Raw genomic sequence first — 12,369 nt, forward strand, 5'->3', positions numbered from 1 at the left:
GAACAACAAAGGAATTCTGCTTTGAACAAGAACATGCGCATCCTGATCGTCGACGACTTCTCGACCATGCGTCGAATCGTCAAGAACCTGCTGGGCGATCTGGGCTTCACCAATACCGCCGAAGCCGAGGACGGGCATGCCGCGCTGTCGCTGCTGCAGAGCCAGCCGTTCGATTTCGTGGTCACCGACTGGAACATGCCGGTGATGACCGGCATCGAGCTGCTCAAGGCGATCCGTGCCGATGCCAAGCTGAAGACCCTGCCGGTGCTGATGGTCACGGCAGAGGCCAAGCGCGAGCAGATCATCGAAGCCGCCCAGAGCGGCGTGAACGGTTACATCATCAAGCCGTTCACCGCGCAGACGCTGGAAGAGAAGCTCGGCAAGATCTTCGAACGCCTGGCGGCCAGCGCCTGATGGATACCACGGTCGACAAGAACGCCCTCGCCCTGCGCCTGCAGGAGGCCCTGGACGCACTCGAGTCCGGTGACGAGGCCGCCTGGCGGCAGCGCATCGATGGGCTGGTCGCGCTGCGCACGCAGCCGATGATGAGCGGCCTCTCGCGGCTGGCCCGCGAGCTGGGACAGGCGCTGGGCGAACTGCCGACCGTGCCGAGCGAAGCCGGCGAACTGGACGACGCCTGCGCGCGACTGGACCACGTGGTGGCGATGACCGAACAGGCCACGCACCGCACCCTGGACCTGGCCGAGGAATGCCGCAGCCTGACCGAACAGCTGCGCGCCGAAGGCCTGCAGCCGGGCCAGGACGCGCAGCTCGAGCGCATCCGCCACAACCTGACCGAGATCGCCCTGACCCAGAGCTACCAGGACCTGACCGGGCAGATCATCCGTCGCGTGGTCGGCATCGTCCGCCGCGTGCACGAAGGCTTCGGCGCGCTCGGCCTGCCGCCGGAACAGCATCGCACCGACCCGGAACTGGCCGGGCCGGCACTGAAGGGACTGGACCGCCACGCGGTCTCGCAGAACGACGCCGACGACCTGTTGTCGGATCTGGGGCTGTAAGCATGAGCGCGGTATCCGACGACATCACTGCCGATTTCATCATCGAGGCGCAGGAGATCCTGGATCGCCTCGGCGAACAGCTGGTGTCGCTGGAGCAGGCACCGCAGGACAGCGATCAGCTCAACGCGGTGTTCCGCGGCTACCACACGCTCAAGGGCGGCGCCGGCTTCCTCGGCGTCACCGCCATGGTCGAGCTGTGCCATGCCGCTGAAGAGGCGCTGGGCGCAGCACGTGCCGGCCAGGCCGTGCTGCAGGCCCACCACTTCGACGCGGCCCAGCAATCGCTGGACTACCTGCAATCGATGCTGGACGCGGTTTCCTCCGGCACCGAGCCGGGCTATGCGCCGCCGGACCTGATCGCACAGTTCGACGTGCACGGCGGTGCCGTGGCTGCACCCGCCGCCGCAGCAGCACCCACCGCGGGCGGCAGCGACCTGATCACCGACGACGAATTCGAGGCTCTGCTCGACCAGCTGCATGGTGGCAACGCGCCGACCGCGGTCGCGCCAGCGAAGAAGGCCGACGACGGACTGATCAGCGAAGACGAGTTCGAAGCCCTGCTCGACCAGCTGCACGGTGGCGCCGCACCGGGCACCAAGCCTGCGGCCGTGGTGGCACCGGCACCGATCGCAGCGCCGCGCCCGGTCGCCGCACCGGCACCGGCGGCGAAGCCGGCCGCCAAGCCGCTGGCCGAGGCCGAACATACCGTGCGCGTGGACACCAAGCGCCTGGACGCGATCGTCAACCTGATCGGCGAACTGGTGCTGTCACGCAATCGGCTCAAGACCCTGCGTGCACGCCTGCGCGATGAAGAGCTGGACCGCGCCGTGTCCACTCTGGATATCGCCACCGCCCGCCTGCAGTCGGCAGTGATGCGCACCCGCATGCAGCCGGTGGGCAAGGTGTTCTCGCGCTTCCCCAAGGTTGCCCGCGACGTCGCCCGCTCGCTGAAGAAGGAAGTGGACCTGGAACTGATCGGCGCCGAGACCGAGCTCGACCGCAACCTGGTCGAAGCGCTGGCCGACCCGCTGGTGCACCTGGTCCGCAACGCCATCGACCATGGCGTGGAAATGCCCGACCTGCGCGAGGCACAGGGCAAGCCACGGATGGGCCATGTGCGCCTGTCCGCACAGCAGGAAGGCGACTACGTCAGCATCGAGGTGCAGGACGATGGCGCCGGCATCGACCCGGAAAAGCTGCGTGCCAAGGCGCGCGAGAAGGGCCTGATCGATCCGGAAGCCGCCGCGCGCCTGAGCAGCGAGGAGTGCCTGCACCTGGTGTTCCTGCCCGGCTTCTCGACCAAGCAGCAGGTCACCGACATCTCCGGTCGTGGCGTCGGCATGGACGTGGTGCAGTCACGCATCCGTGAACTGAGCGGCCAGATCCAGATCCAGTCGGAACTGGGCCGTGGCAGCCGCTTCCTGATCCGCGTGCCGCTGACCCTGGCGATCCTGCCGACCCTGCTGGTGCAGGCCGGCGAGGACGTCTATGCGCTGCCGCTGGCCCGCGTGATGGAAGTGCTGCACGCGCCGCGCACCTCGCTGGGCTGGTTCGATGGCCGTGCCGTGCTCGACCGCCGCTCGCACACGCTGCCGCTGGTCGATCTGCGCCAGTGGCTGGATGTGACGCCGGCCGCCTCGCCGCTGCTGACCATCGTGGTGCTGCAGGCTGGCGAAGCGCGCTTCGGGCTGGTCGTGGACCAGGTACGCGGGCGTGAGGAAGTGGTCATCAAGCCGCTGCCGAAAGCGCTGCGCGGCCTGCGCGGTTATGCCGGTGCAACCTTGATCGGCGATGGTCGCATGGCGCTGATCCTGGACGTGGACGGGCTGCGATGAACCCCGCCGGGCCATGCCCGGCGCCCCGAAAACTGTGACTACCGTCTGTACGCGATCTACCGGTGTCTCAAGTCCCATTCATACACGCCGATACCGGAACCATGGATAGACTCAGCCTCATTGGACTCTTTCTCGCCCTGGCCTCGCTGGTCGGTGGCAGCATCCTCAAGGGCGCCGGCCTGGCGTCGTTGTGGTCGCCTGCGGCGTTCGTGATCGTCATCGTCGGCACCGTCGCCGCGATCCTGCTGCACACCTCGCCGGCGGTGTTCAAGCATGCCTTCAAGATCGTGCGCTGGGTCGTGCGCCCGCCGCACAGCGATCGCCGCGAACTGATCCAGCAGATCGTCGAGTGGAGCAACATCGCCCGCCGCCAGGGCCTGCTGGGCCTGGAATCGCAGGTGGAGGCGCAGCAGGACCCGTTCCTGCGCAAGGGCCTGCAGCTGCTGGTGGACGGCGTCGAGCCCGAATCGATGCGGCACATGCTGGAAATCGAACTGGGCAGCCAGGAACACCAGGACCAGGCCGGTGCCAAGGTCTTCGAAGCGATGGGCATCTATGCACCGACGCTGGGCATCATCGGTGCCGTGCTTGGCCTGATCGCGGTGATGAAGAACCTGGCCGACCCGAGCAAGCTTGGCCACGGCATCGCCGCCGCGTTCACCGCCACCATCTACGGCATCGCCTCGGCCAACCTGCTGTTCCTGCCGGTGGCCGCCAAGCTCAAGAGTGTGATCTCGCACAACACCCGCGACCGCGAAATGGTCATCGAAGGCCTGATCTCGATCGCCCAGGGCGAAAACCCGCGCAACATCGAAACCAACCTCTCCGGCTTCCTGCACTGACATGGCCCGCCGCAAGCACCACGAAGAGCACGCCAACCACGAAGCATGGGCGATCCCCTATGCCGACCTGATGACGCTGCTGCTCGCCTTCTTCGTGGTCATGTACGCGATTTCCTCGGTGAACGAAGGCAAGTACCGGATCATGGCCGACGCACTGACCGATGCCTTCGGGGGCGCGCCGCGCACGATCAATCCGGTACAGGTCGGCAACAAGCAGGTGCAGGGTGGCGGCTGGGACAGCCCCTCGGTGATCAAGTCCGGCACCAAGATCGGGCCCTCGGCGCCTGCGCCGTCGCACGACCCGACCCTGCTGCCGTCGATGGCCTCGCAGATGCGCATGCCTGTTTCGGTGCACAACCAGGAGCAGATCGCGCGCGCCGAGCGCCAGCTCAACAGCATCGCCGACCGCCTGACCGCCGCGCTCGCGCCGCTGATCGACCGCGGCATGATCAGCGTGCGCCGCACCGAGCTGTGGATCGAAGTCGAGATCAACAGCGACATCCTGTTCCCCACCGGCTCGGCGGCGCTGGACGTGCATGCGCGGCAGACCCTGGCCAGCCTGGCCGAGGTCCTGCGCGACGTACCCAACAGCGTGCGCGTGGAAGGCCACACCGACAACGTACCGATCGCCACCGCCACCTTCCCGTCGAACTGGGAACTGTCGGCCGGGCGCGCGGCCAGCGTGGTGCACCTGTTCGCTGACCAGGGCGTGCAGCCGTCGCGGCTGGCGATGGTCGGCTACGGCCAGTTCCGCCCGCGCGAAGAGAACGACAGCGCGCAGGGCCGCAACCGCAACCGCCGGGTGATGGTCATCATCCTGGCCGACACCTCGCACTCGGTGGACCCGCTCGGCCAGCGCCTGAACGCAGCCACCGGTGCCACCCGGAACACCGATACCGAACAAGCCGCGGCAACTCCGGCTACCGCCCCCACCTCCCCCATCGCACCGGTGAAGTTGCCGCCGGTGCCGGCTGGCAGCCGCGTCGGCGCCGCCGTTCCCCCGGCAATGAAGGAGTAATCCGATGCGCATCTGGGCAGTCGCCAACCAGAAGGGCGGAGTCGGCAAGACCACCACCACCCTCGCCCTCGGCCGCGGACTGGCCGCACTTGGCCATCGCGTGCTGCTGATCGACCTCGATCCGCACGCCTCGCTCAGCCGCGCGTTCGGCGTACCGGTGGACCCGCCGCCGGCTGGCGTGCTGGAACTGTTCGGCGCCCCGCCCGCCGATCTTTCCAGCCTGTGCCATGCCAGCAGCATCCATGGCCTGGACTATGTCTGCGCACAGTCCGCGCTGGCCACGCTGGAACGCCGCAGCGCCAACCAGCCTGGCCTTGGCCTGGCACTGCAGAATGCGCTTGCGCGCCACCAGGGCCAGCACGACTACATCCTGCTGGACTGCGCGCCCACCCTCGGCCTGTTGATGATCAATGCGCTGGCCGCAGCCGATCGCCTGATCATCCCCACCCAGGCCGAGCCGCTGGCCCTGCATGGCCTGGATGGCATGGTCCGCACCGGCGAGATGGTCGAACGCTCGCGCCGCCGCCCGCTGCCGATCTCGATCCTGCCGACCCTGTTCGACCGCCGCACCCGCGCCGGCAACGAGTCGCTGCGCACGATGCAGGATCGTCACGGCAGCCGTGTGTGGGAAGACGCGATTCCGATCGACACCCGCATCAGCAACGCCGCCGGCCTGACCCTGCCGAGCGTTGGTGAGGATTACCCGGGCCGCGGCCTGGCCGCCTATCGCCGCGCGCTGAACTGGATCCTCGGCGAGGATGCCCGCGCCCTGGAGCAGGCCGCATGAACAGCACCGGTGTACTGGACGACTACCTGGACGAACTGCTGGGCGAAGCGATCACCGCGGCACCACCGGCTGCACCGCCGCCGGCGAGCGACGAAGCGTGCCCGGCAATTGCAGCCGAGGCCGAACGCGAGCCGACCTGGGATGACCTGCCGGCCGAGGTGATCTACGAAACCGAGACCATCGCCGCTGCGCCTGCCGTCGACAACGCCGCACTCGAAGCCGCCTTCGAGGCGGCCGCAACGGCTGAGCGCGAACCCACCTGGGACGATCTGCCCGCCGAAGTGATCTACGAAACGGAGACTGTTGCTGCTGCCGCGGCAGAGGACGACGCGGCACTGGAGGCCGCCTTCGAGGCCGCCGCAATGCCTGTCGCCGCCCCCGAGCGCGAACCGACCTGGGATGACCTGGCTGACGAGGTGATCCACGAGACGGCCCCTGCTCCCGCCACCGCCAAGTCCGGCCCGGAACCTACATGGGACGACCTGCCGGACGAAGTGATCTACGAGACCGATCCGGCCGACAGCCATCGACTCGCCCACACCGACAGCCCCGGCCTGGAGGCCGCGTTCGAGGCCGCTGCCGGCGGCGAGGACGTTCCTGCGCCACCAGCGGCCGTGGTCGCAGCACCCGCTCCAGTTGCACGCACCGATGCCGCGCCGCCACCGCGCGTGGCCGTGGACGCGCCAGCAGGCAACCGCCCGAGCAGCTGGCAGGAGCTGCAGGCACAGGCACATCGACCTGCCAGCAGCCCGCATCCGCAGAACCGACGCGCCGGCGAGCGCACCTCGCGCTGGCTGCGCCTGCGCTGCGGCACCCAGGCCTATGCACTGGAACTGCTGAAAGTGCAGGAAGTGGTGCTGCCAGTGCCGCTGCTGCCCTTGCGCGGCACTGCGCCGGCCATGCTGGGCATCATGAACCTGCGTGGCCAGGTGGTACCGGTGATGGACCTCGGCCTGCACCTGGGCGCCGCGGCCGCCGAAGACGACTCACAGACCCGCATCGTGGTGCTGGAGGAAGACGGCGAGACCATCGGCCTGCGCGTGTCGGCAGTGGAAGATGTCGCCAACCTCACCGACTCGCAGATCGAGCCGCCCGATACCGCGCGCATCTGCCAGATCTCCAACGACCTGTTCCGTGGCGTCGCCCGGGTCAGCCAGCGCCCAATGATCCTGCTGGATGCCACCCAGTTGTTGAGCTGAGCGGAAAAAGGGGACGGAGGGGATTAAGTCGCAATCGACCAGGCTCTCCCGCAGCCACCCTCGGCAACGGCGACCACGCAGTGGGGGACGTAAGGTATTGATCCAACGGATCAACGCCTTGCGTCCCCGACAGGCACCGCATCGGCGCAAAGCGCCGAGCCAGTTGCGACTTAATCCCCTCCGTCCCCTTTTCAACAGCGACCGCATCGACGCACCGCGTCGATTCCCCTAAAGAACCCCACCGGGGTGCCGTTATGGATCACGGAACCGTTTGTCCGGAGCAACGATGAGCACTGTCGAACTGGGTGGGGATCTCGGCATCGAGAGCACCACCGAGCTCAAGAACCGCCTCGCCCCGCTGGTGGCGCAGGTAGGCGAGCTGACCCTGGATGCCAGCCAGGTCGCCCGCATCCACACGGCCGCCGTGCAGGTGCTGTGTGCGTTCGTGCAGGCCCGCCGCGAGGCAGGCCTCGGCACCGGCTTCCACGGTTGCACTGCAACCTTCCGTGACGCCGCGCGCCTGCTGGGCGTCACCCAGGCCCTGGGCCTGGACGTAACCCATGACAACCTGAAATCTGTGGAGAACGCTGCATGAGCGCACGTATCTTGGTGGTGGACGATTCGGCGTCAATGCGCCAGATGGTGTCCTTCGCCCTCACCTCGGCCGGTTTTGCCGTCGAAGAAGCTGAAGACGGCGCGGTCGCGCTCGGTCGCGCCAAGGGCCAGCGCTTCAATGCGGTGGTCACCGACGTCAACATGCCGAACATGGACGGCATCGCGCTGATCCGCGAACTGCGCCAGCTGCCGGACTACAAGTTCACGCCGCTGCTGATGCTGACCACCGAATCGGCCGCCGACAAGAAGTCCGAAGGCAAGGCCGCCGGCGCCACCGGCTGGCTGGTCAAGCCGTTCAATCCGGAACAGCTGGTCGCCACCGTGCAGAAAGTGCTGGGCTGATCGCCCGCCACCGCTCCCCTTCTTCGCTTCCGGACCACCACTGCCATGAGCATGGACCTGCAACGCTTCCACGCCACCTTCTTCGAGGAGAGCCGCGAAGGCCTCGACGCGATGGAGGCTGGCCTGCTGGCCCTGGAATCGGGGCAGCAGGACGCGGAGATCATCAATTCGGTGTTCCGCGCCGCCCACTCGATCAAGGGCGGCGCCGGCACCTTCGGCTTCGACGCGATCGCCGGCCTGACCCATGTGCTGGAAACGCTGCTCGATGAGCTGCGTGCCGGCAAGCGGGCGCTGGAAGGCCACGCCGTCGACGCCATGCTGTCCTCGGTGGACGTGCTGCGCGCCCTGCTGCGCGAAGCCGAACACGGCCAGGCCGCCGATCCCGCCGCAGTTGCTGCGGTGAAGGCGCGCCTGGAGGCGGTTCTTTCCGGGGAGGCCGCAGCGAGCGCCCCCGCGGCCGCCGCAGCCAAGGTGGACGATACGCCGGAAGCCTGGCAGATCGGCTTCACCCCGGCGCCATCGCTATTCATGAGCGGCAACGACCCGCTGCGCATCATCCGCGAACTTGAGCACCTGGGTTCGTTGCAGGTCGCCGCGCGCATGGAACGCCTGCCCGGCTTCGCCCAGCTCGACCCGCTCGAGGCCCACCTGGCGTGGGACCTGGGCCTGGTCGGCAAGGTACCGCGCAGCAAGATCGAAGACACCTTCGCCTGGGTGCTGGACGACTGCGAACTGGACATCCGTCCGGCTGCGCCGCCGAGCCTTGCCACCGAGGCACCTGCCACACCCGCCCCTTCCACACCGGCTGCTGTTGTACCGGCGGCACCCGCCGCCGCTGCCAGCAGCGCTGGCGGCCAGGAAGCCGAAACCTCGATCCGGGTCAGCGTCGACAAGGTCGATGCGCTGATCAACCTGGTCGGCGAACTGGTCATCACCCAGGCCATGCTCAAGCAGGTCTCGCACGCGCTGGACCCGGTCCACGCCGAGAGCCTGTTCGCCGGCCTGGACCAGCTTGAACGCAACACCCGCGACCTGCAGGAAGCGGTGATCGGCGTGCGCATGCTGCCGGTCGATGCGGTGTTCCGCCGCTTCCCGCGCCTGGTCCGCGACCTGTCCAGCCGCCTCGGCAAGCAGGTCCGCCTGCGCACCGTCGGCGAAGGCACCGAACTGGACAAGGGCCTGATCGAAAAGATCGCCGATCCGCTGGTGCACCTGGTGCGCAACTCGATCGACCACGGTCTGGAAATGCCCGACGTACGTCGCGGTGCGGGCAAGGACGAGACCGGCACGATCACCCTGGCAGCCTCGCATCAGGGCGGCCATATCGTCATCGAAGTCAGCGACGACGGCCGCGGCCTGGACCGCGCCAAGATCCTGGCCAAGGCCACCGAACGCGGCCTGGCGGTGCCGGACAACCCGACCGATTCGCAGGTCTGGGACCTGATTTTCCAGCCGGGTTTCTCCACCGCCGATGCAGTCACCGACCTGTCCGGCCGTGGCGTCGGCATGGACGTGGTCCGCCGCAACATCCAGGCGCTGGGGGGCGAGGTCCAGATCGAAAGCAGCCTCGGCGCTGGCACCCGCACGCTGATCCGCCTGCCGCTGACCCTGGCCATCCTCGATGGCATGACGGTGGCGGTGGCCGGTGAAACCCTGATCCTGCCGCTGGCTTATGTGCTTGAGGCCCTGCAGCCGCAGGCCGAGGACATCCGCAGCATGGCCGGCGAAGGCCGCGTGCTGCGCGTGCGTGGCGAGTATCTGCCGATCCTGTCGCTGAGCGAGTACTACGGCTACGGCAACCGCGCACCGGGCAGCGAATCGCTGGTGGTGGTGGTCGAAGGCGATGGCCAGAAGATCGCGCTGGAAGTGGACGAGCTGGTCGGCCAGCAGCAGGTGGTGGTGAAGAACATCGAGAACAACTACCGCCGCATCGGCGGGGTGTCCGGTGCCACCATCCTCGGCGATGGCCGCGTGGCACTGATCGTCGACATCGGCGGTCTGGTGCGCTCGCTGCGGATGCCGCAGGCCGCCTGATCCACGCTGCATGCGTGTACTGGACCGCCGCCCTTCGGGGCGGCGGTTTTCGTTTGCGCGCACGGCCACGATCTGACCGCGCTCGCTTCGCCAGGCATACCGTGAACTCCGTCTGCACGAAGGTTTCGGGCGCAACCTTGCCGTTCAAGCGAAAGCCCTGTCATGGCACCACTTTCGCGACGCCGTCCCTACGCAACCGAATGTGATCTGCGTCCATAAAGTCCATCCGAACTGCGCCGCTATTTCGCTTTGACGGCCGTCACCGAACCCCCACCGGGCACCACCGTTCGCTCTGCAACCACCCCCAGCCGACGCAACGACGCCGGCGCCCTGCCCACCTGGAGCACCCTGCATGAAGTGGTTCCACGATCTGCCCATCGCCCGCAAGCTGGCCGTGGGGTTCACCCTCACCACCCTGATGACCGTCGTACTGGGCGCTTTCGCTCTGGTCCGCCTGTCCGAGGCCAACGCGCAGTTGAGCGCGATGGCCTCCAACGATATTCCGTCCGTGCAGTACCTCGGCGAAGTGCGCTCGCAGCTGGGTGAGTTCCGCACCTATGAGCTGGCCCAGCTGAGCATGCTGGACCAGCCCGAGAAGGTGGCCGACTACAACAAGCGCATGGACGACACCGCCGCCGTCGTGCGCGAACAGCTGGCCGCGTACGCCAAGCTGCCGGCCGGCGCCAAGGAGCGCGAGCTCTACCGCGCCGTGCAGGCCGACGTCGATGGCTACTTCGCAGCCAATGCCAAGCTGCGCGAAGCGGCCACCGCCGGCGATGGCGTCGTCGCACGGCAGATCTCCGACGACCAGTCGCGCCCGCTGCGCCGCAAAGCCTTTGAAGACCTCAAGGCACTGGGCGCGTACAGCAGCTCGCTGATGCAGGACAAGATCAACAACGCCAACGCCACCCACCGCAACAGCATGCTGGCGATCATTGCCGTCGTAGTATTGCTGGTTGTGGTCGCCGCAACCCTGGCGACGGTCATCTCGCGCGCCGTCACCGGCCCGCTCGGCAAGGCCGTGCACGCGATCCAGGCCGTTGCCCGTGGCGATCTCAGCGTCAGCACCCAGGCCACCAGCAAGGACGAAGCCGGCAAGATGCTGGCCGCCACCACCGAAATGACCGCGATGCTGCGCCGCTTCTCCGAGCAGACCCAGCTGATGGCGCAGATGCACGCCGGTCCAGACATCAGCCACCGCATTCCGGAAGACTTCCCGGGCGTCTATGGGCAGCTGGCCAGCGGTATCAACACGGTCATTTTCGAACATCTCGACGCGATCCGCGACGCCATCGACGTGCTCAACCAGTACGCCACCGGCAACCTCACCCCGGACGCACGCCGCCTGCCCGGCAGCCGCGCGATCCTGCACGAGTCGATGGATGCGGCCAAGGCCAGCCTGCTGGCCATCAACACGCAGATCCAGCAGCTGGCCAGTGCCGCCGCCGCAGGCGACTTCAGCCAGCGCGGTGATGCGCAGCGTTTCGATCACGATTTCCGCGTGATGATCGAGCAGCTCAACAGCATGATGCAGGTCGCCGACGGCAACCTCGGCCAGCTCTCGCAGCTGCTGCAGTCGATCGCCGCCGGCGACCTGACCGCGCGCATGGACGGCCAGTTCAACGGCGTGTTCGCACGCATGCGTGGCGACGCCAACACCACCGTCACCCAGCTGACCCAGATCGTCGGCCAGATCCAGGCCAGCGCGTCCAGCATCACCCTCGCCGCTGGCGAGATCGCCTCAGGCAACAGCGACCTGTCGCGCCGTACCGAGCAGCAGGCCGCCAATCTGGAAGAAACCGCCGCGTCGATGGAGGAACTGACCTCCACCGTGCGCCAGAACGCCGAGCACGCCCGCCAGGCCAATCAGCTCGCCATCGGCGCACATGGCGTCGCCTCGCAGGGCGGTGAAGTGGTCGGCCAGGTGGTCACGACCATGTCGGCCATCGAAGCCTCGTCGAAGAAGATCGCTGAGATCATCTCGGTCATCGACGGAATCGCCTTCCAGACCAACATCCTGGCGTTGAATGCTGCAGTGGAAGCTGCCCGCGCAGGTGAACAGGGCCGTGGCTTCGCCGTGGTCGCCAGCGAAGTGCGCACCCTCGCCCAGCGCTCGGCTGCGGCCGCCAAGGAGATCAAGGGCCTGATCGACGACTCCGTCGGCAAGGTCGCCGAAGGCTCCAGCCTGGTGCACCAGGCCGGCAGCACCATGGGCGAGATCGTCGCCTCGGTGCAGCGCGTGACCGACATCATGGCCGAGATCTCCGCAGCGTCGCAGGAACAGAGTGCCGGCATCGAGCAGGTCAACCAGACCGTGGTGCAGATGGACGAGACCACCCAGCAGAATGCTGCGCTGGTGGAAGAAGCCACCGCTGCCGCACGTGCAATGGAAGACCAGGCCGTGCAGCTGGGTGAAGCCGTGGCCCGCTTCCGGCTGGCATCACAGGGCACGACGGCCATCCCGGCACGCCCACTGGCGGCACCGGTACCGCGCCAGGTCGCAGCCGCCGCACCGGCCGCAAAGCCGGTCCCGGCGCGTACGCTGCGCACCGCGACGGCCCAGCCGGCGCTGGCCGCAGACGGCGACTGGCAGGAGTTCTGATGTACCCGGGGTGGGGGGGGCGGGGGGGGGGGAAGGGCTACCACCCCAGAGCCCGGGACACGGAGGGGCAGGGAAC

Annotated in this window: 11 protein-coding genes; all 11 read left to right on the forward strand. The window is 67.8% G+C overall.

Features of this window, described 5'->3' with window-relative positions; translation table 11 throughout:
* The first annotated feature begins 21 nt into the window (after positions 1–21).
* The 11 genes from cheY to V3B48_RS01465 all read left to right on the forward strand — a co-directional run bounded on the left by cheY (position 22) and on the right by V3B48_RS01465 (position 12,293).
* A complete protein-coding gene (gene cheY / locus V3B48_RS01415) occupies positions 22–414 on the forward strand; it encodes a chemotaxis response regulator CheY (RefSeq protein WP_006365466.1) in 393 nt (130 codons plus the stop codon).
* A complete protein-coding gene (locus V3B48_RS01420) occupies positions 414–1,019 on the forward strand; it encodes a protein phosphatase CheZ (protein WP_006442968.1) in 606 nt (201 codons plus the stop codon). Before cheY ends, V3B48_RS01420 begins: the two co-directional genes overlap by 1 nt.
* A 2-nt stretch (positions 1,020–1,021) precedes the next feature.
* Positions 1,022–2,854 (forward strand): chemotaxis protein CheA, encoded by a 1,833-nt coding sequence (locus tag V3B48_RS01425; RefSeq protein ID WP_049401174.1) that lies wholly within the window; start codon positions 1,022–1,024, stop codon positions 2,852–2,854.
* 101 nt (positions 2,855–2,955) lie between these two features.
* On the forward strand, positions 2,956–3,696 hold the full coding sequence (locus V3B48_RS01430; protein WP_010482457.1) for a flagellar motor protein: 741 nt from the start codon (positions 2,956–2,958) through the stop codon (positions 3,694–3,696).
* Between the two features lies 1 nt (position 3,697).
* On the forward strand, positions 3,698–4,714 hold the full coding sequence (gene motD, locus V3B48_RS01435; RefSeq protein ID WP_032129222.1) for a flagellar motor protein MotD: 1,017 nt from the start codon (positions 3,698–3,700) through the stop codon (positions 4,712–4,714).
* A gap of 4 nt (positions 4,715–4,718) precedes the next feature.
* Entirely contained in the window at positions 4,719–5,501 is a 783-nt protein-coding gene (locus V3B48_RS01440) for a ParA family protein (RefSeq protein WP_049444855.1), read from the forward strand.
* On the forward strand, positions 5,498–6,700 hold the full coding sequence (locus V3B48_RS01445) for a chemotaxis protein CheW (RefSeq protein ID WP_329893022.1): 1,203 nt from the start codon (positions 5,498–5,500) through the stop codon (positions 6,698–6,700). The genes V3B48_RS01440 and V3B48_RS01445 overlap by 4 nt, the downstream gene beginning before the upstream one ends.
* Before the next feature lie 286 nt (positions 6,701–6,986).
* Entirely contained in the window at positions 6,987–7,295 is a 309-nt protein-coding gene (locus V3B48_RS01450; protein WP_010482462.1) for an STAS domain-containing protein, read from the forward strand.
* Positions 7,292–7,657, forward strand: coding sequence for a response regulator (locus tag V3B48_RS01455; RefSeq protein WP_005409521.1), 366 nt, complete (start codon positions 7,292–7,294; stop codon positions 7,655–7,657). Before V3B48_RS01450 ends, V3B48_RS01455 begins: the two co-directional genes overlap by 4 nt.
* 45 nt (positions 7,658–7,702) lie before the next feature.
* Positions 7,703–9,691: a chemotaxis protein CheA gene (locus tag V3B48_RS01460; protein ID WP_032129224.1), complete on the forward strand. Its 1,989-nt coding sequence runs from the start codon at positions 7,703–7,705 to the stop codon at positions 9,689–9,691.
* 352 nt (positions 9,692–10,043) lie between these two features.
* Positions 10,044–12,293, forward strand: coding sequence for a methyl-accepting chemotaxis protein (locus tag V3B48_RS01465; RefSeq protein WP_329893023.1), 2,250 nt, complete (start codon positions 10,044–10,046; stop codon positions 12,291–12,293).
* The last annotated feature ends 76 nt before the right edge of the window (positions 12,294–12,369 follow it).

The organism is Stenotrophomonas sp. SMYL20, assembly GCF_036320045.1.
Classification (GTDB): domain Bacteria; phylum Pseudomonadota; class Gammaproteobacteria; order Xanthomonadales; family Xanthomonadaceae; genus Stenotrophomonas; species Stenotrophomonas maltophilia_A.

What these genes read in the sequence shown, in the direction of transcription:
- V3B48_RS01460 (WP_032129224.1), top strand. Translation starts at nt 7,703, where the DNA reads ATGAGCATGGACCTGCAACGCTTCCACGCCACCTTCTTCGAGGAGAGC.
- V3B48_RS01465 (WP_329893023.1), top strand. Translation starts at nt 10,044, where the DNA reads ATGAAGTGGTTCCACGATCTGCCCATCGCCCGCAAGCTGGCCGTGGGG.
- motD (WP_032129222.1), top strand. Translation starts at nt 3,698, where the DNA reads ATGGCCCGCCGCAAGCACCACGAAGAGCACGCCAACCACGAAGCATGG.
- V3B48_RS01430 (WP_010482457.1), top strand. Translation starts at nt 2,956, where the DNA reads ATGGATAGACTCAGCCTCATTGGACTCTTTCTCGCCCTGGCCTCGCTG.
- V3B48_RS01455 (WP_005409521.1), top strand. Translation starts at nt 7,292, where the DNA reads ATGAGCGCACGTATCTTGGTGGTGGACGATTCGGCGTCAATGCGCCAG.
- V3B48_RS01420 (WP_006442968.1), top strand. Translation starts at nt 414, where the DNA reads ATGGATACCACGGTCGACAAGAACGCCCTCGCCCTGCGCCTGCAGGAG.
- V3B48_RS01440 (WP_049444855.1), top strand. Translation starts at nt 4,719, where the DNA reads ATGCGCATCTGGGCAGTCGCCAACCAGAAGGGCGGAGTCGGCAAGACC.
- V3B48_RS01445 (WP_329893022.1), top strand. Translation starts at nt 5,498, where the DNA reads ATGAACAGCACCGGTGTACTGGACGACTACCTGGACGAACTGCTGGGC.
- V3B48_RS01450 (WP_010482462.1), top strand. Translation starts at nt 6,987, where the DNA reads ATGAGCACTGTCGAACTGGGTGGGGATCTCGGCATCGAGAGCACCACC.
- V3B48_RS01425 (WP_049401174.1), top strand. Translation starts at nt 1,022, where the DNA reads ATGAGCGCGGTATCCGACGACATCACTGCCGATTTCATCATCGAGGCG.